The organism is Nonomuraea sp. NPDC050404, assembly GCF_040655495.1.
Lineage (GTDB): Bacteria > Actinomycetota > Actinomycetes > Streptosporangiales > Streptosporangiaceae > Nonomuraea.
On record NZ_JBFAKB010000010.1, the window covers coordinates 197,490 to 222,719 of the forward strand.

23 protein-coding genes are annotated in these 25,230 nt (G+C 70.1%); 9 read left to right on the forward strand and 14 right to left on the reverse strand.

What is annotated here, in order from left to right; genetic code table 11:
• Positions 1 to 2 precede the first annotated feature (2 nt).
• The 9 genes from AB0I81_RS27925 to eccD form a co-directional block, all read right to left on the reverse strand.
• On the reverse strand, positions 3 to 1,772 hold the full coding sequence (locus AB0I81_RS27925; RefSeq protein ID WP_360662268.1) for a hypothetical protein: 1,770 nt from the start codon (positions 1,770 to 1,772) through the stop codon (positions 3 to 5).
• A gap of 135 nt (positions 1,773 to 1,907) precedes the next feature.
• Positions 1,908 to 2,666: a WXG100 family type VII secretion target gene (locus AB0I81_RS27930; protein ID WP_360662271.1), complete on the reverse strand. Its 759-nt coding sequence runs from the start codon at positions 2,664 to 2,666 to the stop codon at positions 1,908 to 1,910.
• Complete coding sequence (locus AB0I81_RS27935; protein WP_360662273.1) at positions 2,663 to 3,739, reverse strand: hypothetical protein; 1,077 nt, start codon at positions 3,737 to 3,739, stop codon at positions 2,663 to 2,665. The genes AB0I81_RS27930 and AB0I81_RS27935 overlap by 4 nt, the downstream gene beginning before the upstream one ends.
• Entirely contained in the window at positions 3,736 to 5,037 is a 1,302-nt protein-coding gene (locus tag AB0I81_RS27940; RefSeq protein WP_360662276.1) for a hypothetical protein, read from the reverse strand. Before AB0I81_RS27940 ends, AB0I81_RS27935 begins: the two co-directional genes overlap by 4 nt.
• Positions 5,037 to 5,372, reverse strand: coding sequence for a hypothetical protein (locus tag AB0I81_RS27945; RefSeq protein ID WP_360662279.1), 336 nt, complete (start codon positions 5,370 to 5,372; stop codon positions 5,037 to 5,039). The genes AB0I81_RS27940 and AB0I81_RS27945 overlap by 1 nt, the downstream gene beginning before the upstream one ends.
• A gap of 71 nt (positions 5,373 to 5,443) precedes the next feature.
• Entirely contained in the window at positions 5,444 to 5,752 is a 309-nt protein-coding gene (locus tag AB0I81_RS27950) for a WXG100 family type VII secretion target (RefSeq protein ID WP_360662282.1), read from the reverse strand.
• Positions 5,753 to 5,772: 20 nt separating this feature from the next.
• Positions 5,773 to 6,111, reverse strand: a complete 339-nt coding sequence (locus AB0I81_RS27955; RefSeq protein ID WP_360662285.1) for a WXG100 family type VII secretion target — start codon at positions 6,109 to 6,111, stop codon at positions 5,773 to 5,775.
• A gap of 231 nt (positions 6,112 to 6,342) precedes the next feature.
• Complete coding sequence (locus AB0I81_RS27960; RefSeq protein WP_360662288.1) at positions 6,343 to 6,786, reverse strand: YbaB/EbfC family nucleoid-associated protein; 444 nt, start codon at positions 6,784 to 6,786, stop codon at positions 6,343 to 6,345.
• A gap of 8 nt (positions 6,787 to 6,794) precedes the next feature.
• On the reverse strand, positions 6,795 to 8,216 hold the full coding sequence (eccD, locus tag AB0I81_RS27965; RefSeq protein WP_360662291.1) for a type VII secretion integral membrane protein EccD: 1,422 nt from the start codon (positions 8,214 to 8,216) through the stop codon (positions 6,795 to 6,797).
• 204 nt (positions 8,217 to 8,420) lie between these two features.
• Here eccD and eccCa point away from each other — a divergent pair, with 204 nt between their 5' ends.
• The 3 genes from eccCa to AB0I81_RS27980 all read left to right on the forward strand — a co-directional run bounded on the left by eccCa (position 8,421) and on the right by AB0I81_RS27980 (position 13,921).
• On the forward strand, positions 8,421 to 12,401 hold the full coding sequence (gene eccCa / locus AB0I81_RS27970) for a type VII secretion protein EccCa (protein ID WP_360662294.1): 3,981 nt from the start codon (positions 8,421 to 8,423) through the stop codon (positions 12,399 to 12,401).
• Positions 12,402 to 12,497: 96 nt separating this feature from the next.
• Positions 12,498 to 12,806: a hypothetical protein gene (locus tag AB0I81_RS27975; RefSeq protein WP_360662297.1), complete on the forward strand. Its 309-nt coding sequence runs from the start codon at positions 12,498 to 12,500 to the stop codon at positions 12,804 to 12,806.
• Positions 12,803 to 13,921: a transglycosylase SLT domain-containing protein gene (locus AB0I81_RS27980; RefSeq protein ID WP_360662300.1), complete on the forward strand. Its 1,119-nt coding sequence runs from the start codon at positions 12,803 to 12,805 to the stop codon at positions 13,919 to 13,921. The genes AB0I81_RS27975 and AB0I81_RS27980 overlap by 4 nt, the downstream gene beginning before the upstream one ends.
• A 71-nt stretch (positions 13,922 to 13,992) precedes the next feature.
• On the opposite strand, the gene AB0I81_RS27985 is transcribed toward AB0I81_RS27980, so the two are convergent.
• Positions 13,993 to 14,349, reverse strand: coding sequence for a hypothetical protein (locus AB0I81_RS27985; RefSeq protein WP_360662303.1), 357 nt, complete (start codon positions 14,347 to 14,349; stop codon positions 13,993 to 13,995).
• Between the two features lie 43 nt (positions 14,350 to 14,392).
• Here AB0I81_RS27985 and AB0I81_RS27990 point away from each other — a divergent pair, with 43 nt between their 5' ends.
• From AB0I81_RS27990 to AB0I81_RS28005, 4 genes are read left to right on the forward strand one after another with little or no spacing between them, the layout of a single operon-like run.
• The gene (locus AB0I81_RS27990) at positions 14,393 to 14,668 is read left to right on the forward strand and encodes a hypothetical protein (RefSeq protein ID WP_360662305.1); all 276 of its coding nucleotides are present in this window, start codon (positions 14,393 to 14,395) and stop codon (positions 14,666 to 14,668) included.
• 11 nt (positions 14,669 to 14,679) lie between these two features.
• The gene (locus AB0I81_RS27995; protein WP_360662308.1) at positions 14,680 to 15,519 is read left to right on the forward strand and encodes a hypothetical protein; all 840 of its coding nucleotides are present in this window, start codon (positions 14,680 to 14,682) and stop codon (positions 15,517 to 15,519) included.
• Complete coding sequence (locus AB0I81_RS28000) at positions 15,516 to 15,902, forward strand: YbaB/EbfC family nucleoid-associated protein (RefSeq protein ID WP_360662311.1); 387 nt, start codon at positions 15,516 to 15,518, stop codon at positions 15,900 to 15,902. The genes AB0I81_RS27995 and AB0I81_RS28000 overlap by 4 nt, the downstream gene beginning before the upstream one ends.
• A gap of 3 nt (positions 15,903 to 15,905) precedes the next feature.
• Positions 15,906 to 16,208, forward strand: a complete 303-nt coding sequence (locus AB0I81_RS28005) for a YbaB/EbfC family nucleoid-associated protein (RefSeq protein WP_360662314.1) — start codon at positions 15,906 to 15,908, stop codon at positions 16,206 to 16,208.
• A gap of 129 nt (positions 16,209 to 16,337) precedes the next feature.
• Here the strand turns inward: AB0I81_RS28005 and AB0I81_RS28010 are convergent, their stop codons facing one another.
• The 4 genes from AB0I81_RS28010 to AB0I81_RS28025 form a co-directional block, all read right to left on the reverse strand.
• Positions 16,338 to 18,488, reverse strand: coding sequence for a hypothetical protein (locus AB0I81_RS28010; RefSeq protein ID WP_360662317.1), 2,151 nt, complete (start codon positions 18,486 to 18,488; stop codon positions 16,338 to 16,340).
• 95 nt (positions 18,489 to 18,583) lie between these two features.
• Positions 18,584 to 19,771: a S8 family serine peptidase gene (locus AB0I81_RS28015; protein WP_360662790.1), complete on the reverse strand. Its 1,188-nt coding sequence runs from the start codon at positions 19,769 to 19,771 to the stop codon at positions 18,584 to 18,586.
• Entirely contained in the window at positions 19,771 to 22,008 is a 2,238-nt protein-coding gene (locus AB0I81_RS28020; protein WP_360662320.1) for a serine/threonine-protein kinase, read from the reverse strand. Before AB0I81_RS28020 ends, AB0I81_RS28015 begins: the two co-directional genes overlap by 1 nt.
• 206 nt (positions 22,009 to 22,214) lie before the next feature.
• Positions 22,215 to 22,487 (reverse strand): WXG100 family type VII secretion target, encoded by a 273-nt coding sequence (locus AB0I81_RS28025; protein WP_360662323.1) that lies wholly within the window; start codon positions 22,485 to 22,487, stop codon positions 22,215 to 22,217.
• Positions 22,488 to 22,608: 121 nt separating this feature from the next.
• Between AB0I81_RS28025 and AB0I81_RS28030 the strand changes: the two genes are divergently transcribed.
• Both AB0I81_RS28030 and AB0I81_RS28035 read left to right on the forward strand, forming a co-directional pair.
• Positions 22,609 to 23,328 carry an SDR family oxidoreductase gene (locus tag AB0I81_RS28030; RefSeq protein WP_360662326.1) on the forward strand — a complete coding sequence of 240 codons (720 nt, stop codon included), beginning with the start codon at positions 22,609 to 22,611 and terminating at the stop codon, positions 23,326 to 23,328.
• 25 nt (positions 23,329 to 23,353) lie between these two features.
• Positions 23,354 to 25,102 carry a biotin carboxylase N-terminal domain-containing protein gene (locus AB0I81_RS28035; protein WP_360662329.1) on the forward strand — a complete coding sequence of 583 codons (1,749 nt, stop codon included), beginning with the start codon at positions 23,354 to 23,356 and terminating at the stop codon, positions 25,100 to 25,102.
• Positions 25,103 to 25,230: the final 128 nt, after the last annotated feature.

A 25,230-nucleotide genomic window follows, 5' to 3' on the forward strand; every position in this document is an offset into this window, starting at 1 on the left:
GCTCAGCTCCACCCGGTGCAGTACGACTTGCCCTCCCGCTCGGAGCACAGATCCCACTGCACGTCCTTGATCGGCCCGCTCATCGAGAACGAGATGCCGGCGTACTGCCCGTTCCCGGCATTGACCTGCGGGTCAGGCTGGGCGTAGCGCGTCTTCCATGCCCCTGAGACATAGATCTTGTACGCGATCCGCACCCACGACCGGGACTCGCGCTGCGGGGTGTCGTGCAGTTGCCCGCTCGCGGTGGCCTCCTTCCCGTTCCAGGACACCGAACCCTTGGCCCAGGCGTAGTTCGTCCGGATGTCCTTGGACCCGCCGCCGGGAGAGATCTCCGGAGCGGTCCTGGAGGGCGCGGGGGTGCTCGGGGTGGGCTCCGGCTTCGCGGTGGCCGTGACGGTCTTCGTCGGCGTGGGCTTCTTCGGCTCCTGCTCCTTGGCGGCGGCGGAGCGGGTCGGCGTGGCGGTCGGTTGCCTGGTGACCGTCGTGGTGGGCTGCGGGACCGGCTGGCTCGGCACCGGTGGCGGGGCCGGCGTGGGCACGGTGCTCAGCTCCGGCACCGGGGCCGCCGTCTGCTCGGTCGGGAGCTCGAACGGCATCGTCGTGTCCCCCGGCTCGGATGCGCTCGCCCAGGGGACGGCCAGGTCCGGCTGCCGGGAGTGTGCCCCCTGCGAGGGTATTGGTGAGACATTGCCCGCGTCGGCCGCCGCGGGCCGCAGGGCGGGCGCCGTGCCGGCGTACCGGCTGGCTCCCCAGAGTCCCAGCCCGGACAGGAGCACGACGGCCCCCATGACCGCGACCAGCCCGACCGGGAAGGAACGGGCGGGCGTGCCCTCGTCCGCCTGATCGGGCGACGACCGCACCGCCGCCTCAGGCGTCGCGGGCGGCCCCCAGGACCGCGCACTGTCCGCAGGCCCTGGTGGAACGGAGTGGGCTGCCGAAGACGGGTGGGGTGCGGAGGACTGGTGGGATTGTGGGGACGGTTGGGGTGCGGAAGGCTGGTGGGCTGTCGGGGGCTGGTGGGGTGCTGGGGGCGGGGGCGGTTTGTCCTCCTCGCCGAGCAGGCGGAGCAGCGCCGCCTGCGCCGATGGCCGCTGCTCTGACGCCTTGGCGAGTGCCGTGGCCACGAGGCCGCGCAGCGGCTCCGGCAGGTCGCCCAGGTCCGGCGGGCCGTGCAGCACGGCCTGGGCGTCCTGGCCGAACGGCGGTCGCCCGGTGCCCGCGAACACGACGACCGCCGCCCACGAGAAGAGGTCCGAGTACGCACCGCACGCGCCCACCGCAAGCTGCTCCGGCGCGCGGTAGCCGACCTCGCCCACGGGCGCTCCGACCGCCATGTCGGTGACCTTGGGGCCCTCCGCGGTCAGGATGACGTTGCTCGGGGTGAGCCCGCCGTGCGTCAGACCCTTCAGATGGATCGAGGTCAGCGCCGTCAGGACGCCGAACGCGACCCGCTCCAGCTCGTCCCCCGCCAGCGGCCCGTCCACGGCGACGATCTCGGCGAGGCTGTGCCCCAGCGCCTGCTCCCTGACCAGGTACGGCCGCCCCTCCCACACGCCCGCGTCCAGTACCCGCGACACATGGGAGCCCGACACCCGCCGCAGCGACTCCAGACGCTGCACGACATCCGCGTCCGGCGCCAGCAGCTTGATCGCGCGCGGCGCGGACGAACCGTCCTGCCCGAGGTAGACGGTGCCACGCGGCCCTTCACCGACCGTCGCGACGACGGTGTAGCGGCCGATCCGCAGCCGACCGTCGGATCGCTCAGGGTCCACAGGCACCCTTCCCGTGAAAGTGGCGGCGATAGATCACGAATTACCGCCACATCCAACCCAATCTCCTCCCGGGTGTCAGGAGAATCGTCTTAACTCCGGGAGAACAACGGGTGGACCGGAGCCGACGCGGTACGGCTAAATTCCCAGAATCCCGCCGCCCTTGGGCATGTTCGTCATGCCCTCCGTGTCGACCTTCTGCGTCAGGCCCATGCCCTCTTGGTATTCGAGCTGCGGGAACTGGTACTTGAGACCGCCACCCGTGTTGAGGTCCGCCGGCACGGCCTTCGCCCCCGGGAACGCCTTGCCCGACGACTCCGACATCTGCATGACGGTGTACATGAGACCTCCGACGACGGCGGAGGCGATGCCGAACTTCTTGACCATCTGCTTGGTCACCTGAAGCGTGGCCGTGCCGACGAGCTTGTCGAAGATGAGCGCGGCCGCCTTCCCCCAAGGCCCCGTCAGGTTGCCTGCCAGCCTCGTCGCCGCCGCGACCCCCATGAGGGTGACCACGGCGCCGGCCGGGACGAGGCCCCACTTGGCCAGGGTCGAATGCTGCTCGACGGCGTCGCCGGCGCCGGCGTTGGCTCTTCCGAGCTCATCGAGCGACTGCTTGTAGGTCTTGTGGGTGGCGGCGAAGGTGTCGGACGCCTGTCCCTGCCACTCGCCCTTGTCCTGGAGGTCCGTCTTCAGCTTGTCCAGGTCCGTGTTCAGCGTGGCGATGCTCGCATTGGTCTCACGCCATTTCCCCACGGCCTTGTCCATGTCATCCGGGTTGCTGACCACGGTCGCCAGAGCGGCGGCGGCGTAGTAGGCCCAGCGGGACTGAATGGCGAACGACAGGCCCGCGGCCGCGGCGGCGGAGGCCATGTACGCCTCTTTGTACGCGCTCATATCTCCTCCAGTCCGATCACCTGCGGCGCGATTTCCTCATCGCCCATCCAGACACCCTCGTCCTCCGACAACCCCACGGTCTTCTCCCGATCGCGTTCCTGGTCGCCGCCCGCGCCGGCGCCCATCGGCATCATGGGCATCATCGGCATGCCGCCCGCACCCGCCGCGCCGCGCAGTCCGGCCGCGTTGGCGTTCGGCAGGCCGGCGTTGGGGGCGCCGACGCCCGTCCCGGTGCCGACGACGGGACCGCCCACTGTGTTCGGGGTGTTCAGGCGCGGGTTCTGCAGGGACGGGTCCGTGGTCGGCACGTTGGTGTTCAGCGACGGGGTGTTCAGCGACGGGGTGGTGGGCTGGTACTGCGACAGGTCGGTCTTCGACGGGTCGTTGAGCGCCTGGTCGATGGACGGGACCTTCATGTCGGCCGGATCGGTCGTCGGCACGTCCACGTTCGGCGTCTCGGGCATGTTCGCGTCCGGCACCTCCGGGGTGTTCACACCGGGCACGTCCGTTCCCGGCACGTCCGTTCCCGGCACGTCCGTTCCCGGCACGTCGGTGCCGGGGAGGTCGGTGCCGGGGAGATCGCTGCCGGGGAGGTCGGTGCCCGGGGTCTTGGGCAGCCCCAGATCGCCGGTGTCGGGCATGCCCGTGTTGGGAATCTCGGGGGTCTTCACGTTGGGGATGTCGCCCGCACCGGGCATTTTGGGCATGCCCGGAGTGTCGACGGACGGCGCCTGCGGCATCTGAGGCAGTTCGTCGGCCTTTTTATAGTTGGCGTCGGCCGCCGCGAGCCCTTCCTTCCAGGTCTTGAGCGCGGCCTCCGCCCTCTGCAACGCGCTCTCCCGGCTCTGGATCGCGTTGTTGTGCGCGCTGTGAAGACCCCAGGCGACTACGCCGAAGTGCGGGAAGCCCACGTGCAACTCGTTCGAGTGCCCTTTGAGCGTCCCGAGCTTGCCGGCCTGCTCATCGAACTTGTGCCCGGAGTTCTTGAGCTCGCCCTCGCCATAGGAGAAGCCCGACCCCGCGAGCCCGGCGTAGCCGCCGAGGTCCGCGGGGTTCGAGCCGTTGTTGGTCATCCGATCACCGGGTCCGTCGTCTCATTGCCGCAGCCCCATGAGCTCGAGTCCTCCGGCATGTACGTGTTCCGCTCCATGTCCCCGTACTCACCGGCACCTGCCCCGCCGGCCCCCATGAACGGCATGAACGGCATGCCGCCAGGCGTCATCCCGCTGCCCGCGCGAGCCGCGGCGAGCGCGTTCTGCGCGCCCGGCCCGCCGACGCCCGGCGAGCCGATGACCGAGGGGATGCCGGGCGAACCGGGAACCGGCGCCGTGGGGGTGGAGAAGCTGGGCGTCGGGGTGAACGTGGTGGGCGGCACCGCGGTGGTCGGCGTGGTCAGCACCGGGGGCTGGTAGCTCGCCATGTCCGTCTGGTTCGGGTCGGTGCGATCCGTGCCGTCGGTGGTCGTACGGTCCTGGTCGCCGATGACCGAGGGCACCGTGCCGTCGTCATCGCCCGGGGCGGGCGTCTGCGGCTGGCCGGGGTCCTGGGTCGAAGGCGGGGTGGTCGGCGTTTCGGGGTCGGGCGTGCCGGGGTTGTTCGGATCCGAACCGCCGGGGTTGTTCGGATCGGAGCCGCCCGGGTTGTTCGGATCGGAGCCACCCGGGTTGGAGCCGCCGGGATTCGATCCACCGGGGTTGCCGGGACTGCTGCCGTTGCCGGTCGACCCGTTGCCGGAGCCACCGGAACCGTTGCCGTTGGACCCGCCGCCGTCACTGCCCGACCCGTACCAGGCGGCGGGATTCGTCTCCGAGCCCGTGGGGTAGTTGGGTGACCTGGTGGTGGGGGGACCGCCGTCGGCTGCGACGGTGGGCAGGGTGTAGCTGAAAGAGGTGGGGATGCTCGCGTAGACCGCGACGATCTTCTGGTTGAGATCGCCGAGCACCTTTTGAGCGCGCGTATCCTCGGTGGACTGGTATGGCGTGTGCTCGTAGTTCGTAAGGTCCGGAGGTATCTTCTCGACCGCGGTCTGCGCCGCCGTGAGGCTTATCGCGTAGGTCTGCAGCGCGGAGCCCATGTCCTGAAAGACCTTTTTCAGCTCGTTGCCGGTCTTCTCCAGTTGGTCAAGCGCTCCGGCGGCCAGTTCGGCGTCCGGCCCCTTCCAGACCTCCACGATCTTCGCTTTGTGCGTCTGGAGAGCACTGACCGCCTGCTCGACCTTGCTTCCCGCGTTGGTGAACGTCATCCCGGCGCCATCGACCATGAGCGGATCGGCGCTCGTGAGCCACTTCTTGATCACGTCTATGCCCTCGGAGGGTTGCGTACCCTGAGGCGCATTGCCGTTCTTGATGTCGATGTGCCCATGCTTGGCCATCAGGCGCCGCCCTCGTTGGTCCGGCGCGCCTTGTCGTGGCTGTCGGCGCTCGCCTCGACCGCCTTGACGACATCCTGGTAGGCCGTGATGAATTGGTTGTACACCATGGCGAGCTGCGCGCCCGCGTTGTTCGATCCCACTGCGGCGGCGAGGGCGGCGGCATCCGGCCAGGTGCCGATCTGCGCCGTGGAGACCTCGTTGCCCGTGTAGATCTGGTTGACATTGCCGTTCGGCCGCTCACCCTTGCCCGTCATGGCCCCGTGGGAAGCTCTCAGCTCCTCCGCGACCGCGCGCATGCCGGATGGCGAGTTCTCCCGAGCACCGTCGTAGCTCATGCCTTACCCTTAGCGAACAGAGCTTTCGGCCATCGCGCCCCGGCGATGACCGAAAGGATGGGCGAGATGGGTCAGTCCGACCAGATACCGATGTTGCGGCGCTCGGCGCTCTGGTAATTGCCGTTGGCGACGTTGACCGCCGACGCGGCGTTGAAGAGCTCCTGGCCCATCTGCACCTCGAGGGCGTTCCACTCGTTCTTCTTCTGGTCGAAGTAAGTCTGAGCCTCGCCTTCCCAGCTCGGCCCGAGCTCCTTCTTGATGTCGGCGTAGAGCTGGTCGGTGACCCGGTCGAGCTCCGTGACGACGGCCTTGAGGTCCTCGAAGGCCTCGTCCATCGAACCGAAACGGACGTAAGTGTGGTCCTCGGCAGGCATACCCATGATGTGGTGCTCCGTCCAGGTCAGCGGTTGATAGCGGAGTCGACGGCGTTGGAGCCGGCGGCGGTGGCCCGGCCGGCGAGCTGCATGTTCTCGTCGGCGGCGTTGCGGTAGACACCGGCACCCATGTTCAGCCGGTCGTGGATGTCCTCAAGGATCTTGATGACGGCCTTGAAGTCGATGTCCCACGCGTCGAGCGCCTGAGCGAACTTCTGCGAAGCACCGCCCTTCCACCCCTGGGTGGTGAGCTGGGTCTTGATCGTCTGCACTCGCTGCCGCATGCCCTCGATGTGCTGCGCGGTCGTCTCGCAGTACCCTGCCGCGGTCGTGAGTTGAGTAGGACTGGCCCCGTACAGTGCCACTGGACCTCCATGTCGAGATGGCCTAGCTGCCAGGGCGGACGGTCACCCTGGATAGGGAACCGGTCACCCTGGCGAACAACATAAAAGGCATCGTAGCCACCAAACGCCCCAAGTTTCCCACTAACCCCAAATTACGGATCCGTCGCGAAATGATGAAGTTTCAACAAATCCGCTGGTAGAGGCCCCAGGAGTCCGCTGACTCCTGGAAGCTGGCAGGGTCAGCGGCACGCGTCAGAGGTCCATCCTTCGGCGAATCTGGTCGAGTTCGCCCATCACATCCTCGAACGCGCGGTCGTATACCGCCTCAGCCTGCTTGACCTTGGCGATCGCCGCGTCCGGATCCTTCATGAGCTGCATCGGGTTGTCCTCGTCGCCGAAGACGGTACCCGCGGCCTCGTACATGCGCTTCTGGAAGTCCTCCGTGGCCTCGGCCAGGATCGCCTTGATCAGCTCGGCCAGCTCGCCGGAGGACAGCCGCATCGCCTTCGGATGCAGCTCCAGCTCGCGCACTCCTTCGTTCCCGTACTCGATGGTGACGAAGCCGTCCTCGTCCTGGGCGGTGCCGACGATCGAGCCGAGCACCCGCTGGAACTCCTCCATCTGCTCGACCTGCTGGTCCATGCCCTTGATGAGCTTGTCGACATCGATGTTGGCGAAATCGCCGAACTCCTGCATAACCTCTCCTATCCCGACAACCCGCGCACCCACGTGTAGACCTCCAGCACTCCCAGCGCGAGCGGGAAGAGCTGCACCATCAGCGCGACGTCCAGGATGTCGGCCGCGCGCCCCCAGAACGGCGAGGGCTTGCCCGTCGCCAGCCAAACCCCGATGCCCACGCTCATCAGCGCCACCCACAACACGGCGATGGCCACGGCCATCGACCCGACGATCCCGCCCTGATCGACCAGCGACAGCGCGAGCATGGCGAATCCGGCCAGGCCGGTGCCGATGAGCCAGAGCCGCTGTCCCATGCCACGGAAGACCCGGGCCCGCAGGATCAGGGTGAGCGACAGGGACGCCGTCATGACCTCCGACACCCAGTAGTCGTCGAGCACCAGCAGCACCTGCGTCAGCAGCGCCGACAGCGTGAGCATGATGATCATGCCGAGCGCGTAGCGCTGCGCGACCTTGGTCCGCTCCTGGATGGCCGGGGCGTCCAGTCGCTGGTTGTCGCCGCGCAGTTCCTCGGCCGTGGTCGGCATCGCCGGCAGCGGCACCTTGGCCAGCTTGAACGACAGCGTCGGCACCAGCGGGCTGAAGGCCACCAACAGCGCGACGGCCATCGCGGCCACCCCGGCGGGTGAGGTTCCCCACACCATGACGACGGCCGCGCAGATCCCGCCGACCGTGGAGACCCCGGCCACGCCGAGGAAGCCGGGCACACCGTCGGAGACCAGCGTGCCGCAGATGGCCGCCACGAGAGCGGTGCAGGCCAGCGCCCCCAGCACCTGGGGCGCGCCGATGCCCGCCGCCATCCCGGGCGCGTACAGGCCCGTCACGAACCCGTACGGCAACGCCGCGTGCCCGATCAGCGCCCCCGCCATGGAGTCGCCGACCGCCCGCGACAGCAGCGTGCCCGTGACGACCAGCAGCAGCGCCAGCAGCCCGGCGACGATCATGATGGTCAGTCCCGGCATGCCCGACAGGGCCAGGCCGAACGCGCCCAGCACCAGCAGGCCCATCGCGCCGCTGGCGCCCACGATCCTGGTGTGCGCGGCCGACCACACGCCGCGTCCGCCGCGCACGCCGGTGGCGACCACGTCGGCCACGTCGTCGTACAGGGCGGGCGGAAGCGCGGCCTCGCGCGGCCGGAGGTAGAGGATCTCACCGTCCAGCACGCCGAGCGCGCCGAGGCTCTGCCCCAGGTCCAGCGGGGCGCCGCCGGGCCGCTGGAGCGTCCAGCCGGGAGCGGACGCGGCGTCGCCGCCCACCTCGCCCAGCGCGCGCAGGAGGCCGGGCAGCACGTTCGGCAGCGGAATGTCGGCGGGCAGCGCCAGGTCGGCCCTGCGGCGCGGCCCGACGATGGTCACATGGCACTGCGCGGGCAGCGGCATGGGCACCTGCGGCAGCGCGCTCTGCTGGAAAGGCCCCTGTGGCGGCGGCATACCGGGGGGTCCCGGGAAACCGGGCCCCTGCATCGGGCCCTGCATCGGACCGTGCATCGGAGGCGGACCGTGGTAGGGGCCCTGTATCGGGGGCGGTCCGGGCGGAGGCCCCTGAACAATCTGTCCCAACTTCTAACTCTCCGTCCCCAAGCTACGCTTGGACACCACAGAACATATCTGGTCTCTTCTGGTAGGAACGTCTCGATGAGCATCGTCGTTGTACGCCGCCCCGAGCGCCGTCCCGGCCCCAAACCCCCGCGCGGCGAGGTTCTCCTCGAATCCCCGCCGGAGATTCCCGAGGTCCAGGGGCAGGGCCTCATGCTCGTGCTGACCTACCTCCCCATGGTGGCGGGCGCGGCCGCGATGGCCCTGATGTTCACCTCCTACGGCAACGCGAACCCCATCATGTACGTCTCCAGCGGCCTGTTCGCGCTGTCCATGCTGGGCATGACGCTCGGCCAGGTGGGCCGCCAGGCCGGTGAACGAAAGTACAAGCTCAACGGCGCCCGCCGCGATTACTTCCGCTATCTGGACCAGGTGCGCAAGCGGGCCAGGCGCGCCGCCAAGCAGCAGCGCGAGGCCCTTGAGTGGGGAAACCCCGAGCCGGACGGCCTGTGGTGGGTGGCGATGGGCCCGCGGTTGTGGGAGCGCCGCCCGCGCGACGAGGACTTCGCCACCGTACGGCTCGGCACCGGCGTCCAGAAGCTGGCCATCCAGATCATCCCGCCGGACTCCAAGCCGGTGGAGGACCTGGACGCGCTGTCGGCCGGCGCGCTGCGCAGGTTCATCAGGGCGCACTCGACCGTCTCCAAGCTGCCCGTGGCCGTGGCGCTCGGCTCGTTCGCCAGGATCAGGCTGAACGGCGACCCGGCGACGACGCGCAAGCTGGTGCGCGCCATGATCGCCCAGCTGACCGTGTTCCACTCGCCGGACGACCTGCGGATCATGGTGTGCGCCGGCGCGGAGGGGATGCCGCACTGGGAGTGGGTCAAGTGGCTGCCGCACGCGCTGCATCCGGACGAGGTGGACGCGGCGGGCCAGGTCCGGCTGATGACGGAGAACCTGAGCGAGCTGGACCGGCTGGTCGGCGACGAGCTCAAGGAACGTGCCCGCTTCCGTCCCGGCTCCCCCGCCGACTCGCTGCCGTACCACGTGCTGATCGTGGACGGCGGCTACGTCTCGCACGACTCGCAGCTCGGCAGCGACGCCATCCAGGGCGTGACGGTGATCGACCTGTCCGGCTCGACCGCCGACGTGGAGGAGAACGGCATGTTGCGGCTGGACATCCGGCCGGACGGCTTCCACATGGTGAAGATCGACCACGCGGGCAAGGAGCACAGGACCCGGCTCGGCGATCCCGACGGGCTCGACTACCTGCAGGCGGAGGGCCTGGCCAGGCAGCTCGCGCCGTTGCGGGCCTCGGCCGCCGCCGGCGGCGAGTCCGAGGACGTGCTGTCGCTGAACACCACGCTCACCGACCTGCTGGGCATCAGCGACCCGCTGAGCCTGGATCCCGCGGTCGTCTGGCGTCCGCGGGCCGGGCGTAACAGGCTGCGGGTGCCGATCGGGCTCGGGGCCGACGGGCGGTTCGTGGAGCTGGACATCAAGGAGTCCGCGCAGGGCGGCATGGGGCCGCACGGGCTGCTGATCGGGGCCACCGGCTCCGGCAAGAGCGAGTTGCTCCGCACGCTGGTGCTCGGCCTGGCCGTGACGCACTCGTCGGAGATCCTCAACTTCGTCCTGGTCGACTTCAAGGGTGGCGCGACCTTCCTCGGCCTCGACTCCCTCACCCACGTCTCGGCGGTCATCACCAACCTGGAGGACGAGCTTCCGCTGGTCGACCGCATGCACGACGCGCTGCACGGCGAGATGGTGCGCCGTCAGGAGCTGCTGCGCGCGGCGGGCAACTACGCCTCGCTGCGCGACTACGAGCGGGCCAGGGAGCAGGGGGCCGAGCTCGCGCCGATGCCGACGCTGTTCGTGGTGCTGGACGAGTTCAGCGAGCTGCTGTCGGCCAAGCCGGAGTTCATCGACCTGTTCGTGATGATCGGGCGGCTGGGCCGTTCGCTCGGCGTGCACCTGCTGCTGGCCTCGCAGCGGCTGGAGGAGGGGCGGCTGCGCGGCCTGGACACGCACCTGTCCTACCGGATCGGCCTGCGCACGTTCTCGGCCATGGAGAGCCGGGTGGTGCTGGGGGTGGCGGACGCGTACGAGCTGCCGTCCGCGCCGGGCAACGGCTACCTGAAGTTCGAGACCAGCGGCATGACGAGGTTCAAGGCCGCGTACGTGTCTGGCCCCTACCAGCCGGACTCCCGCCGCGCCAGCTCCGACGACGGCAACTCGCTGCCGAGCGAGATCGTCGAGTACGGCCCCGCCTACGTCCCGCTCCCCGTGGTGCCGCAACCGCCCAAGGAGGCGGAGATCTCGCAGGTGAACGAGCGGGCCAACCAGGAGAGCCTGCTCGACATCGTGGTACGCCGCCTGACCGGGCACGGTCCCTCCGCGCACCGCATCTGGCTGCCCCCGCTCGGCGAGCCGCCCACGCTGGCGCACCTGCTGCCGCCGCTGTCGGCCACGCCGGAGCTCGGCCTGTCCACGCCGGGCTGGGAGGGCAGGGGGCGGCTGCACGCCGTCATCGGGATCATCGACAAGCCGTTCGAGCAGCGCCGGGACCCGTACTGGCTGGATGTGTCCGGGGCGGCGGGCCACATCGGCGTGGCGGGCGGGCCGCAGAGCGGCAAGAGCAACGCGCTGCGCGCCATCGTCACCAGCATGGCGCTCACCCACACGCCACGCGAGGTGCAGTTCTACTGCCTCGACTTCGGCGGCGGCGGCCTGGCCGCGCTGGAGGGCCTGCCGCACGTGGGCGGCGTCGCCACCAGGCTCGACGCGGAGCGGGTACGCAGGACCGTGGCCGAGGTGGGCGGGGTGCTGCGCCAGCGGGAGCAGAGCTTCGCGGCGCACGGCATCGACTCGATCGCGACCTACCGGCGCATGGTCGCCGACGGCAGCGTGCAGAGCGACGGCTGGGGGGATGTCTTCCTGGTCGTGGACGGCTGGCTGACGATCAGGCAGGAGTTCGAGAGCCTGGAGAGCGTGATCACCGATCTGGCGGCGCGCGGCCTGGGTTACGGCATTCACGTGGTGGCCTCGACCAACAAGTGGTCGGAGTTCCGGGCCAGCATCAGGGACCTGTTCGGCGCCAGGATCGAGCTCAAGCTGGGTGACTCCTACGAGTCGGAGGTCGGCAGGAAGGCGCAGCTCGCCGTGCCGGAAGGCGTGCCGGGACGCGGCCTGACCAGGGACGGCCTGCACTTCCTCGCCGCGCTGCCGCGCATCGACGGGCTGTCCGGGGCCGACGACGTGGCGGACGGGGTGCGGTCGATGGTGGAGATCGCGCGGCAGTCGTGGCAGGGACCGCCCGCGCCGCCCGTACGGCTGCTGCCCTCGTTGCTGCCGGTCGCCGCGCTGCCGGGGCCGCAGCAGACGGGCCCGAACCGGATCGCGCTCGGCATCGACGAGGAGTCGCTGGCGGCGGTCGCGCTCGACTTCGAGACCGACCCGCACTTCATCGCGTTCGGCGACACCGAGAGCGGCAAGTCCAACGTGCTCAAGCTGATCATGGAGGGCGTGGTCGCCAGGAAGACGCCGCAAGAGGCCATGATGATCGTGATCGACTACCGGCGCGCGCTGCTGGACACGGCGGTGACCGATCACCGCATCGGTTATGCCGCCTCCAGCACCGCGGCGACCCAGCTGATCGCGGACGCCCGCTCGGCCCTGCTCAAGCGCCTGCCCCCGGCCGACCTGACGCCGGAGCAGTTGCGGGAGCGGAGCTGGTGGCAGGGCTCCGACCTCTACATCGTCGTGGACGACTACGACCTGGTGGCCACCTCCAACAATCCGCTGGCGCCGCTGGCCGACCTGGTTCCGCAGGCCCGCGACATCGGCCTGCACCTGATCCTGGCCCGGCAGAGCGGCGGTGCCAGCCGCGCCATGTACGACCAGGTCGTGCAGCGCATGAAGGAGATGGCCAGCCCGGCGCTGATCATGTCGGGCAACAAGGAGGAGGGCCCGCTGTTCGGCAACGTGCGCCCGCAGCCGCTGCCGGTCGGCCGGGGCTTCTACGTCGACAGGAGGGTCGGCTCACGCCTGATTCAGACCGCGTTCACGGAGCCGTCATAACGTGCCGCCTCCCGGGAGTGTGCGCCTTCCTCGGCGACAACGCTGTCCACTATGCTCCGTTATCGCGCACTTTTCCGCGATTGGTCAGGGAGTTTCATGAGCTTCGTTGATGTGCACGTCCAGGCAATTGAGGACTGCCGACAGGAAGCCTACAAAGTGCGGAACATGTTCGTCCTCGACGACGCCTTCGAGGGCACCAAGAGCTCGGCGCCGAAGGGCGACGTCAGCGGGGACATCTTCGGCAAGATCGAAGGCGCGGGCGCCCTGGCCAAGAAGGTCGACGCCGTCTGGGACTCGGTCACCGCGGAGTTCTCGCACGGGCACAGCCGCATGAAGAGCGTCGAGGAGGCGCTCAGCACGGTGGCCGCCAACTTCCGCGGCGCGGAGAAGGGCTCCGGCGGATGAGCCTCGTCGAGGAACTCGCGGCGCTGAAGGAGAAGGTCCGCGGCAACCCGGCGGAGGTCCGCAAGCTCGCCACCAGCCTGCGTACGGCCGGCGACCACGTCTCCACCTCGACGAACCGCCTGCCCAAGCACGTCACCGAGGTGGGCAGGCTCTGGCAGGGCGGGTCCGCGACGGCCTTCTCCACCTACATGGCCGCCTATCCCAAGGCGGGGACCGGCCTGCAGGGGGCGCTCTCCGCCTGCGCCACGGCGCTGGACACGGCCGCCGGCGCCCTGGAGACGGCCTTCAACACCATCGACAGGCTGCAGACCGCCGCGCAGACCGCGGCGAGCGACCATGAGAAGAACAACTCCGGCGTCTCCGCGGCGGAGGTGGACAAGCACGTGCGGGAGAAGTACCCCAACGCGCTCTCCGACGCCAACACCCAGGTGAGCAACGCCGAGAAGGCGCTCACCACGGCCAAGAGCACCATCGACGAACGGCTCGGCGACGGTTTCCGCTTCTTCAAGAGCATTCCCCACGCGGGCGGGGCCGACTTCGACCCCGGCGACAAGAAGGTCGACTGGCGGAAGATCACGAGGGCCGACCCCACCTCTCTCTCCTCCGCCAACGGCGGCGGCAGCGCGCCCGGCGGCAATCCGGGTGGTGGCCCAGGCGCGGCGGGCGGCGGTGCGGGCGCGCCGTCGTCGTACGGCAACATCCCGGCGCCCAAGGAACAGGTCGTGCAGTGGATCAAGGAGGCGCTCACCATCATCAAGTCTCCTGAGATGGCCGAGCACCTGAAGAAGCGCGGCCTGAACGTGAGCGACCTGAACCCGAACGACCCCCAGGACATCCAGCGCATCTGGACGATCATCCACCACGAGTCCGGTGGCAATCCCAACGCCATCAACAACTCGGACATCAACGCCAGGAACGGTGTGCCGTCCCAGGGCCTGATGCAGACCATCCCGCCCACGTTCACCGCGAACGCCCTGCCCGGGTACGGGCAGATCCGGGAGCCGGTGGACAACATCATCGCCGGGGTCCTGTACACCTACAACCGGTACGGGAACCTCAGCAACCACCCGGGCATCTCCTCGCTGGAAAGCGGCGGCCCATATCGGCCTTATTAGCAAAAAGTAAACTATAAGTGACGAGAAAATGAATTATTTCGCATAGCACCATAAGGGGCCCAAAAGGCGACTTAATGGCGGTTCCGGTGATAAAAATGTTGGGTGTCGAACCCGTCCTCTTCGCCGGTTCCCAGCACGACGGCCAGCCCGACGCCCAGTGCAACACCGACGCCCACGCCTACGCCCAGCTCCACGCCTCCGCCCAGCACCACGCCTCCGCCCAGCACGACGCCTCCGCCCAGCACGACGCCGACGCCGTCCACGAGCCCTACTCCTCCGACGACCTCGCCCACTCCCCGGCCGACGGTGACGGAGACGGTGGTCAGCCCGTGCCCGCACACGCCCAAGTGCCCGCCACCGGTGTGCCTGCCGCCGACGATGCGGCCCACGGGGAACCCCAGCCCGTCCACACCCAAGAACCCCGGCAACGGAGGTCCTAGCGGCGGCGGCAAGAACCGTTCCGGGTATGAGATGCAGGCCGGCTCCATCGACCGGTTCGCCGGGACCATGAGCGGCACCGCCCAGGGCGTGAGCCAGCTCAAGGAGCACACCCCCCGGTTCGACGGCATGGACCTGGCTCCCCTCGCAGGTGTGCCCATCGTCGGCCTGATGTTCGTGAGCCGCTTCAACCGCATCTCCGACACCTGGAAGGACAGCGCGGGCATCCTGCAGAACGTTCTCAAGGCAGACAGCGACAAGGTGACCAAGGCGGCGCAGAACTACCGGGCCGCCGAGCGTCCGAACTGACAAGGATCTCGATGTCGACCCCCTCCAACCAGCCGCCGAAGCTCATCCTGCCCGGCCAGAGCACCACCCCGACGGGCTCGCAGCAGCTCTTCCTGACCAACAAGAGCGGCGCGGTGACCAACACCGTCCAGGTGACGCCGGTCAAGGCGCGTACCGACCCGGGCTTCTACCGGCGTCTGATCGGGCAGATGAACGTCCTTCGCCAGCCCACCCGCCAGGCGATGACGATGTCCGGGCTCGGCGCGGGCGCGCTCGCCCTGGACGTGGCCGCCACGCTCAACCTGGGCAACCCGTTCCTCTTCTCCGCCAGGCGCGACACCTGGAAGGAGATGTCGGGCTCACTGGAGGGCAACAGGTCCAACCTGTGGCGAGGTTACTTCGGCAACGTCACCGAGAACTGGAAGGGCGACGCGGCGGAGACGCTCCAGCAGTACATCCGATTCAACGTCAACGGCCTGTTCAGCCAGCTCGGCAAGGTCAGCGACGACATGAGCGGCGCGATGCAGTCGCAGTTCAAGGAGGTCGCCGAGTACGACGCGTCGGTGCTCGGCCTCTACGCCGGCTCGGCGCCCATCTTCAAGGCCCTGGCCGGCATGAGCGCGCACCCCGTCGGGCGGGCGGCGCTGTGGACCTATATCGGCGTCTTCAGCGGTGCGCTCGGCAACCTGCTCAAGCAGTTCGCCGACATCTACGTCACCAACGAAGGCGAGCTGAACAAGCTGGAGCTGAAGCTCAACGACCTGCTGGGGGCCTTCTACAACTCCGGTAAGCCGGAGCAGGGCCAACGTGACCTCAACCTCACGGACAAGATCGAGGACAAGGGCAACTGGCAGCCGAAGGGGACCGTGTGAGAGAGATCAACGCCTTCCTCCAGGGCAGGGAGGGCGACGTCGCCGGCCTCGTACGCGAGATCAGCGCCTGGACCACCACGCTGAGCGCCACGATGGACGAGCTGGCCCGCGAACGCATGGACGGCGCCGACGCCCGCGGTGTCGTCACCGCCACGGTCTCCGGCGAGGGCAGGCTGCTCCGCCTGAACATCGACTCGCGCAAGCTGGACGGCCTCGACCACGTCGAGCTGGCGGCGGCGGTCAAAGAGGCCATCGGCGCGGCCAAGGCCGCGATGGGCGACCGCTTGACCGAGATCACCGAGAGCCTGGCCGGCACCGACCCGGCCGTGCCGGGCGGCGACCCGCTGGCGCCGCACATCCAGCGCGTGCTGCGGGAGGGCTGAGCCGTGTCGTCGTCGGAGATGCAGGAGCTGATGGACCGCCTGGAGGCCATCGTGGCCGCGGGCAGGCGGGCCGAGGAGAAGGCGGCCGAGTGGAGCGCGCGCCAGTTCGTCGGCCGGGCCGACGACGGCCGCATCGTGGCCAGGACCGACGCGCTCGGCACCCTGATCGAGCTGGAGATCCATCCGATGAGCAGGAAGCGGCTGGACGCGCGCCGCCTCGCCGATGAGATCACGGCCGCCGTCGCCCAGGCCGAGGAGGCCGCCTCGGCGGCCAAGGACGAACTGATGAACGGCCTGCCCATGTGAGACCGGCCTTCCGGCCTGGCCTGCGCGTGGATCGCGGGCGCAACCCACACAAAGTGGACCGCGGGCGCAACCCGCGCAAAAACGAAACCCCCCGCGATGTGCGGGGGGTTCGCTCGTTTCAGCTCGTCGTCAGAAGCACTTGGAGCCCTGGGTTCCGGTGGAGCCGACGCTGCCGGAGTACTGGACGCACTTGCCGCCCTTGAGAGAAACCCTGACCGGTCCCGCGTAGAACTCGTGCGCGACATTCATCTGCTGCGGGGCACCGCCCCCCGTGCCGATCTGCACGCTCACGCCGGTCTTCTTGCCCAGCTCCACGCCCTTCAGCGTGACCGCGCAGGCCATGGCGCTCTCACGGTTGACGAGCAGGAAGATCCCGCCGCTCGCGAACCGCCGGGAATCGGCCATGGTGTACCCCGGCCCGCAGATCCGGGCCGACGTGTGGCTGCTGCCGCCGTTCTGGTCCGGCGGCGCAGGATTGGAGGGCTCCTGCGTCGGCTCCGGGCTGTCCGGCTGCTGCGGGTCGAACGGATCATCCGACGGAGTCACGGTCACCGTGACCGTGGGGCCGGGGCTCCCCTCGCCGCTGGAGGAGGCCGACGGGGTGGGGGTCGGCGGAGGTTCGGTCCCGCCGAGCACGCTCACGTGCTCGCGCTCCGGCGGGGTGGGCGTGGGCGTCACGGTCACCGTGGCCTGGGTGGTGGGCTGCGGCACTGTGACGGTCGGCGCCGCGGTCACCGTCGGCGGCGCGACGGGCGCGAGAGTGGTGGGCGCCGGCGACGGCACCGTGCTGAACTCGGGTGGCGTGGGCGGCTGCGAGGTCCACTCCTTCGGCAGCTCCATCGGGCCCACGTCCTTGGTGTCGGTGCCGGACGTCTGCCCCCACGGCACGGTCACCTCGGCCTGGCTCTGCTGGGGCTGGCTCTGGACCGGCTGCTGGACGCCCGCCCCGTTTCCGCCGCCCTCCTGCGCGGTGCTCGGGGCCGAGGTCTCCGCCGCGGCCGCCACGACCTCGAACTTCTGCGTGGCGGCGTACTGACCCGCGCCCCACAACCCCGCCGCGGACAGCAGCGCCAGCGCGCCGACCGCGGCGGCCAGGCCCATGGGGAACTTGCGGGCCGGGCGGTCCGACACGGTCTGCCCGACCACGGGCGACTGATGCGGGGCCTGGTCGGCCGGCGCCTGCCACATGGGGGCGGCCGGCGGCAGCGTCACACCCTCCATCGGCGCCGCCTGCGCCGGGGGCGGGCCGTACATCGGCGGCGGGTCCTGGATCGGCGACATTCCCTGCGCCGGCGGAACCGGTGGCGGGCCCTGCATCTGGGCAGGCCCGGGGCCCTGCGCCCCCTCAAGCGTGGCGGGCGGCTGCCAGGCCTGCTGCGCGGGCACGGACAGCCCGCGCGCGAACTGCGCCCAGTTCACGGTCGCCTCATCGGCGGCCGGCATCCCCTGCGCCGGCGTGCCCGCGACGGGCACGCCCACGATCGTGGCCCCCGGCTGCGAGGACGATTTCCGGGCGACGGCCCCGGCGGCCGCGCCGCTCTTGTCCCCGAGGAGTTGCAGCAGCGCCATGTACGTGGTTGGCCGCTGCCCGACGTCCTTGGCCAGGGCCGACAGCACCACTCGGCGCAGCGGCTCGGCCAGATCGCCCACGTCGGGCTCCCCGGCCGCCCCCGCCTCGTCGTCCTGGCCGAACGGCGGCCGGCCGGTGGCCGCGAACACCATCGTCGCGGCCCAGGAGTACACGTCGGCGTACGGGCCGTAGGACAGCCCCTGCAACTGCTCCGGCGAACGGTAGGCCGGCTCGCCGACGGGGTCGCCGAGATCGAGGTCGGTGATCCGGGGACCCTCGGCGCCCATGATGATGTTGTTCGGGGTCAGCCCGCGATGCGTGACCCCGGCCAGGTGCACGGCGGTCAGCGCGGTGAGCGTGCCCACCGCCACCCGTTCGAGGGCGTCGGCGTCCAGCGGGCCGTCATGGCTCACGACCTCGGCGAGACTGTGGCCGAGTACGTGCTCGCGCACGACGTACAGCCGGTCCCCGTGTTCGCCGGTGTCCAGCGTCCTGGCGACATACGAACTCGAGACGCGCTGCGCACCGGTGAGCCGGGCGATGTCGTCCTCTCGGGCATCAGAAACGGGAGGCAACAACTTGATCACGCGAATCGGCGCGTCGTCGGATTCCTTGCCGAGATAGGCCACGCCGCGCGGCCCCTCGGTCAGGCGTCCCGTGAGGTCGTACGCGCCCAGCTTCGCCGGATCACCGGGCTGCAGGGGGTGCATCTCTGTCCCTTCAAGCATTGATGTTCAATGCGAAGTTATGCATCATCTGTCACAAATGAATCAGTAATTTCGATCTTTATTGACACATCGCCGGCCTACGATCTTGAGACCGCGTTTCCCGGCCGCCATCCCCTGCGCCGGCCCAGCGGGATGAGCAGCGCGAGCGCACCGGCCAACATGATCGTCATCATCACTCCGGTCCCCATCCCCATGGCGATGCCGATCGCGCCCTCGTCACGCGGCGGCACCTTGGCGATGGCCGTGGCCGGCAGCGCGCTGGGGGGCCGCTCGGCGACCACGGGCGCGCTGCCGTTCTCGTACGGCATCACGGCCGTCAGCGCGAGCAGCGGGTTGACCATGCCCGTCCCGGTGCCCGCTCCGGCGGGGCCGTCGGCGGTGCCGATGATGCGCCGCCGTACCTGCTCCTGGTCGAGATGCGGGAAACGGGCCCGGACCAGGGCGGCGGTGCCTGCCACGTACGGCGATGCGAAGCTTGTGCCCTCAAGGCCGCGCATGTAGGCGCGGCCGGTCCAGGGGGCGGTGATGTCGGTGCCGGGGCCGAGCACGCCGACCGGCGTGGCGGCGTTGGAGGAGTCGGCGCGCCTGCCGTCGGGCGTGGCCGCACCCACGGCCAGCACGCCCTCGTAGGCCGCCGGATAGGCGGGCACGTCCTGGTCGTCGGGGCCGGTCACGTTCCCCGCGGCGGCGACCACCACGATGTCGGCGGCCAGCGCCCGCTGCACGGCCGCTCTGAGCTGGGAGTGGTCGGCGGCCCGCACGGAGATGTTGATGACGTCGGGCTTCTCCGCGATCGCGTCGTTGATGCCGCTGATGAGCTTGTTGATGTCACCTTCGGAGCCGTTGCTCTGCTTGACCATGACGATCGAGGCTTCCGGCGCGACTCCGTGGAAGGGCACACCGGACAGGTGACGGGCGCCGATGATGCCCGAGACGGCCGTGCCGTGGCCCACGCAGTCGCCGCGGTGTCCCTCGTGCGTCTCGTCGATGATCTTGGTGATCTGGACCTGCGGGTGGTAGTCGGCGCCGCTGTCGATCACGGCCACCTTCACCCCCGCGCCCCTGGTCAGCTGCCAGGCGCTCTTGATGTCGAGCCGCTTCTGCGCCCACGGCTCGCTGGCCGGCAGCTGCATCGTGCCCTTCTTGGGCTTGCACTCCTTGGGGGCCGCCGCCGCGGGGGCCGCGGCGGCGCCCAGAGTGAGCAGGCTCGCCAGGAGGACGCAGGCGAGCCCGCGTCCCCGTGGAGCCGGGCGGGTGGCGAACACTAGCCGCAATTCGCCCATCCTTCGCTCGTGTTCCCCGAACCGGCGCTGCCGGAGTAACGAACGCACTTGCCCTTGGCGGTCAGCTTGACCGGGCCCGCGTAGTAGTCGAAGTTGCCGGAGTCGGTCTTGCTGCTGCCGCCCTGCACCTCAAGCGTCGCGCTGACCGGGGTCTTCTTGCCGACGTTCGCACCCGACTTGATGGTGACCACGCAGTTCTGGCTCGTGCTGTTGTTCCAGAGCTGGTACGTGGTGCCGCCCTCGAACGAGCTAGACCGCTGGACCGAGAAGCCTCCACCGCACACCTGGGTCGCGGAGTAGGGGTTCTTCACGGGAGGCGCGCTCGTCTTGGTCGGCGTCGGCTTGGGCTTCTCCGTGGTCTTGGTCGGCGTCGGAGTCGGCTTCGGCTTAGCGGTCGTCTTCGTCGGCGTCGGCTCCGGCTCCTGCGTGGTCTTCGTCGGCGTCGGCTGGGGCGTCTTGGTGGGCTCCGACGTCTTGGTCACCGTGACCGTGGGCTCGGGCTTCTTCGTACGCTCCGGCTTCTTCGTGGGTGTGGCCCGAGCCTTCTGGCTCACCGTGACCGTGGGCTGCGCGGTGGGGACGACCGGCACCGGCTGCGTCGGAACCGGCGCGGGGGTGGGCGGCGTGGGCACCGTCGTGAACTCGCCCGCCGTGGTCGCCGGGTCGTCGGTCGGCAGCGTCATCGGGCCGACCTCGTTGTTCTGCTGGCCGGGCGAAGTCGCCCACGGGGCGGTCACCTCGCCCTGCGCCTGCGTGGGGACGCCCGCGCCCGTGTTGTCGCTGCCCAGCGCGGAGGAGGCGTCCCCCTGCTGCTGGGGGGCCGCCTGCGTCGTCGCCGCGGCGATCGGCGAGAAGTTGACCGTGTCGGAGTACTGGTTCGCGCCCCACAGGCCGAGGCCCGCCAGGAGCACGACGGCGGTCATGCCCGCCACGAGGCCGATGGGGAACGGCTTGTGCTGCCGTGCTCCGTCCTGGCCGGGCACGACGTGGGGCGGATGTCCCATGTTCGGGCCCTGCGGCGGCCCTTGGCCGGGCTGAGCTTGCTGCGGTCCTTGGCCGGGCTGAGGCCCCCAAGAGGCGTTCTGCTGCGGGCCAGGACCGGGCGGAGGCCCCCAAGAGGCGTTCTGCTGCGGGCCGGGACCGGGCGGAGGTCCCCAGGACGGCTGTTGGTCCGGGCCGGGCGGAGGCCCCCACATCTCGGCTTCCGACGCGGCCCCCATCGCCCCCGGCCCCACCGGAACCGGACCCATCGGACCGGGTCCCATCGGACCGGGCTGGGGAGACGGTGGCGTCGGGGCCGCGGGAGCGCCCATGGCCGGCTGCGGAGGCGGCATCTGGGGCATCTGAGCGCCCGCGATCGGCAACTGGATCGGCAGGATCCCGGGCGGCACCTGAGCTCCCGGCCCCGACGGCCCGCCGGCCTGCGGCGGCACACCCTCCACCACCGTGGGCTGCTCGACCGGCGCCTCCTGCATCGCGGGCAGGGAGTCGCCGGAGTGGCCGAGCAGCTTCAGCAGCGCCATGTACGTCGTCGGCCGCCGCGCCGCGTCCTTGGCCAGCCCGTCCAGCACCACCTGCCGCAGCGGTTCGGGCACCGCGGCGACGTCGGGCTCCTCGTTCAGCACGCTCTGCTTCTCGTGCCGGAACGGCGCGGCCCCCGTGGCGGCGAACACCACGGTGGCGGCCCAGGCGAAGACGTCGGCGTGCGGCCCGTACGGCTGCCCGTTGAGCCGCTCGGGCGCCCGGAAGCCGATCTCGCCGACCGGATGGCCGAGCCCGATGTCGGTGACCCGCAGTCCCTCGCCGGTCAGAATCACGTTGCACGGCGTGAGGCCGCCGTGCGCGAACCCGGCCAGGTGGACGGCGGTCAGCGCGGTCAGCGTGTCCACGGCGACCCGCTCCAGCGCGTCGCCGGTCAGCGGGCCGTCGGCCGCGACGGCGTCGGCGAGCGAGCGGCCCTCGACGTACTCCCTGATCACGTACGCCGTGCCGTCATCGACACCGGCGTCGAGGGTACGGGCCAGGTGCGAGCCGGACACGTCGGCGAGACTCTTGAGCCTGTCCACGAAACCCGGGTCGGCGGTCAGCGTCTTGATGACCACCGGGGGCGCGTCGTCGGACTCGCGAGCGAGCAGGACCGGCCCGCGCGGCCCTTCGGCCAGCTGGCCGGTGACCTCGTGGCCCCCGATCCGCTGAGGTTGGGAGGAGTCCTCTTCCACCGAGACAGTCCTTTGCGGCCTAGCGTCATGATTAGAGGACATTTAACCGCATAGGTCACATACGCATCAGGTGTTCCGGCCTACCACTTTGACAAGTTAACCGACAATTTGCTCGGAATCCCCTCAAGACCGCGTCACCTGGGTCGAGTCCGCCCGGCGCCTCGACGGAAGAAGCCCCAGCGATCGCCAGGGCCCCGTTCCCTTGATCACTGCGTGGCGGACTCGATGTTCTGCCGGTAGGTGTCGATGACCCGGGCAGCCTCGTTCAGCTCCTCGGTCATGCGATGGAAGGCCGTACGGTAGTTCTGCCATGCCTGCTGGAAACGCGTCGCGCCGGTACCGGTCCACGCCGTGCCGACCTTGGCGGCCTCGCGGTCCAGCGCGGTCGTCGTGTTGCGCAGCGCTTCTGACTGCTGCTTGAACTGGGCGGACATCTGCGTCATTTCCTGCGGGTTGCCGCCGAGCATGCTCTGACCCATGGTCTACCTCCTGGAACCTGTGAAAGCGCCCTCACACTAGGGAAGGCCCACCGGGCGTCGCCGCCGTTATGCCGAGCGGCTATGGTCTACCCGAGGATCGTTCGGATCACCTGGGGGGCTCATGCGCGAGGTGGTGGTGACCGGGGGCGGGACGGGCATCGGCTACGCGATCGCCGCGGCCTTCGTCTCGCTCGGCGACCACGTCACGATCACCGGCCGCCGCGAGCAGGTGCTGGACGAGGCCGCCGCCAGGCTGGGCGCCTCCTCCGTGGCCTTCAACGCCGCCAGCCCCGTAGCCGTGCGCGAGGCGCTCGACAGCCTGCCGGAACGGGTGGACGTGCTGGTCAACAACGCCGGCGGCAACACCAACCTGGACCGCAGGCAGCCGGCCGACCTGATGGACGTGGCCGAGGCGTGGTGGGCCAACCTCAACGCCAACCTCATGTCCGCCGTGCTCATGACGACCGCGCTGACCCCGCGCCTCGCCGACGGCGGCCGGGTCGTCTCGATCGGCTCCATCGCCGCGCGCGGCACGGGCTCCGGCTCGTACGGCGCCGCCAAGGCCGCCATGGAATCCTGGAGCGCCGACCTGGCCGCCGAACTCGGCCCCCGCGGCATCACCGCGAACGTCGTCTCCCCCGGCCTCGTCGTGGACACCGAGTTCTTCAGGGGCCGCCTGACCGAGGAGGGCGTCAAGGCGCGGGTGGAGAACACCCGCAACGGCCGCCCCGGCAGTCCCGCCGACGTGGCGGATACTGTTCTCTTTCTGGCCTCACCCGGTGCCGGGCACGTCACCGGGCAAGTACTACATGTGAACGGCGGCGCGTACCTGGGCCGCTGAACCCTTGAGGGAAGGACACAGGCAGGTGCGAAAGGTTCTGATCGCCAATCGCGGCGAGATCGCCGTACGGGTGGCCCGCGCGTGCCAGGACGCCGGGATCGGCAGCGTGGCGGTCTACGCCGACCAGGACCTCGACGCCCTGCACGCCAGACTCGCCGACGAGGCGTACGCGCTGGGCGGGCAGTCCCCGGCCGAGACCTACCTCGACATAGGCAAGCTGCTCGACATCGCGCGCCGCTCCGGCGCCGACGCCGTGCACCCCGGCTACGGCTTCCTGGCCGAGAACGCCGACTTCGCCCAGGCCGTCCTCGACGCGGGCCTGACCTGGATCGGCCCGCCGCCGGCCGCCATCGCCGCGCTCGGCGACAAGGTGCGGGCCAGGCACATCGCCCAGAAGGTGGGCGCGCCGCTGGTCGCGGGCACCAAGGACCCGGTGGCGGACGCGGCCGAGGTGGTGGCGTTCGCCGAGGAGCACGGGCTGCCGATCGCGATCAAGGCCGCGTACGGCGGCGGCGGGCGCGGCATCAAGGTCGCCCGCCGCCTCGAAGAGGTCGCCGAGCTGTACGAGTCGGCCGTGCGCGAGGCGGTGGCCGCGTTCGGGCGCGGCGAGTGCTTCGTGGAGCGCTATCTCGACCGCCCCCGCCACGTCGAGACGCAGTGCCTGGCCGACCGCGAGGGCAACGTGGTCGTCGTCAGCACCCGGGACTGCTCGCTGCAGCGCCGCCACCAGAAGCTGGTGGAGGAGGCGCCCGCGCCGTTCCTGTCCCCCGAGCAGATGGAGATCCTGTACGCCGGCTCCAAGGCCATCCTCAAGGAGGCCGGCTACGTCGGGGCGGGCACCTGCGAGTTCCTCGTCGGCCAGGACGGCACGATCTCCTTCCTGGAGGTCAACACCCGGCTGCAGGTCGAGCACCCGGTCACCGAGGAGGTCTCGGGGATCGACCTCGTACGGGAGATGTTCAGAATCGCCGACGGCGAGCCGCTGGGCTACGGCGATCCCGTGCTGCGCGGCCATTCGATCGAGTTCCGGATCAACGCCGAGGACGCCGGGCGCAACTTCCTGCCCGCCCCCGGCACGCTGACCACCCTGCGCCCGCCGTCGGGGCCCGGGGTGCGGCTGGACGCCGGGTACGAGGCGGGCATGACGGTTCCCGGGACGTTCGACTCGCTGGTGGCCAAGCTGATCGTGACCGGTCGGACGCGCCAGGAGGCGCTGGAGCGCTCTCGGCGGGCGCTGGCCGAGTTCGAGATCACCGGGATGCCCACCGTGTTGCCGTTCCACCGGGCCGTGGTCGCCGATCCGGCCTTCGCCGGGGCGCCGTTCTCCGTACACACGCGGTGGATCGAGACGGAGTGGGACAACCCGGTGCCTCCGTACGACGGGGAGGACGCCTCCTCCTCGGAGGCTCCCGCGCGTGAGACGGTGACGGTGGAGGTCGGGGGCAAGCGGCTGGAGGTCGTCCTGCCGGCCGGCCTGGGCGGTTCCGTCGCTACGCCCGCCGCGAACAAGGCGCCCAGGCGGACCGGCGGCAAGGCGAAACAGTCCGTGGCCGGCGGGGACGCCCTGGTCAGCCCGATGCAGGGCACGATCGTCAAGGTCGTGGCCGCCGACGGCGACGCGGTGAACGAGGGCGACACGGTCGTCGTACTGGAGGCCATGAAGATGGAACAGCCGCTGGCCGCGCACAAGTCAGGCACCATCACGGGGCTGACGGCGGCGGTCGGGCAGACGGTCACGTCCGGCGCGACCATCTGCGAGATCAAGGACACGTGAGAAGGGGGCTTGCACCTCGCGTGACAGCCCCTTTACCGGCAGCCGACCGCTCCCGCGCACAACCGATGGCAGCTCTTGCGCCACGATGTGCGCCTGGGCGTCTCCGGACAGGTAGCGTGCCCATTGAG

What these genes read in the sequence shown, in the direction of transcription:
- AB0I81_RS27930 (WP_360662271.1), bottom strand. Translation starts at nt 2,666, where the DNA reads ATGAGCGCGTACAAAGAGGCGTACATGGCCTCCGCCGCCGCGGCCGCG.
- AB0I81_RS27935 (WP_360662273.1), bottom strand. Translation starts at nt 3,739, where the DNA reads ATGACCAACAACGGCTCGAACCCCGCGGACCTCGGCGGCTACGCCGGG.
- AB0I81_RS27940 (WP_360662276.1), bottom strand. Translation starts at nt 5,037, where the DNA reads ATGGCCAAGCATGGGCACATCGACATCAAGAACGGCAATGCGCCTCAG.
- AB0I81_RS27945 (WP_360662279.1), bottom strand. Translation starts at nt 5,372, where the DNA reads ATGAGCTACGACGGTGCTCGGGAGAACTCGCCATCCGGCATGCGCGCG.
- AB0I81_RS27950 (WP_360662282.1), bottom strand. Translation starts at nt 5,752, where the DNA reads ATGGGTATGCCTGCCGAGGACCACACTTACGTCCGTTTCGGTTCGATG.
- AB0I81_RS27960 (WP_360662288.1), bottom strand. Translation starts at nt 6,786, where the DNA reads ATGCAGGAGTTCGGCGATTTCGCCAACATCGATGTCGACAAGCTCATC.
- eccD (WP_360662291.1), bottom strand. Translation starts at nt 8,216, where the DNA reads ATGCCGCCGCCACAGGGGCCTTTCCAGCAGAGCGCGCTGCCGCAGGTG.
- eccCa (WP_360662294.1), top strand. Translation starts at nt 8,421, where the DNA reads ATGAGCATCGTCGTTGTACGCCGCCCCGAGCGCCGTCCCGGCCCCAAA.
- AB0I81_RS27975 (WP_360662297.1), top strand. Translation starts at nt 12,498, where the DNA reads ATGAGCTTCGTTGATGTGCACGTCCAGGCAATTGAGGACTGCCGACAG.
- AB0I81_RS27980 (WP_360662300.1), top strand. Translation starts at nt 12,803, where the DNA reads ATGAGCCTCGTCGAGGAACTCGCGGCGCTGAAGGAGAAGGTCCGCGGC.
- AB0I81_RS27990 (WP_360662305.1), top strand. Translation starts at nt 14,393, where the DNA reads ATGCAGGCCGGCTCCATCGACCGGTTCGCCGGGACCATGAGCGGCACC.
- AB0I81_RS27995 (WP_360662308.1), top strand. Translation starts at nt 14,680, where the DNA reads ATGTCGACCCCCTCCAACCAGCCGCCGAAGCTCATCCTGCCCGGCCAG.
- AB0I81_RS28010 (WP_360662317.1), bottom strand. Translation starts at nt 18,488, where the DNA reads ATGCACCCCCTGCAGCCCGGTGATCCGGCGAAGCTGGGCGCGTACGAC.
- AB0I81_RS28025 (WP_360662323.1), bottom strand. Translation starts at nt 22,487, where the DNA reads ATGGGTCAGAGCATGCTCGGCGGCAACCCGCAGGAAATGACGCAGATG.
- AB0I81_RS28030 (WP_360662326.1), top strand. Translation starts at nt 22,609, where the DNA reads ATGCGCGAGGTGGTGGTGACCGGGGGCGGGACGGGCATCGGCTACGCG.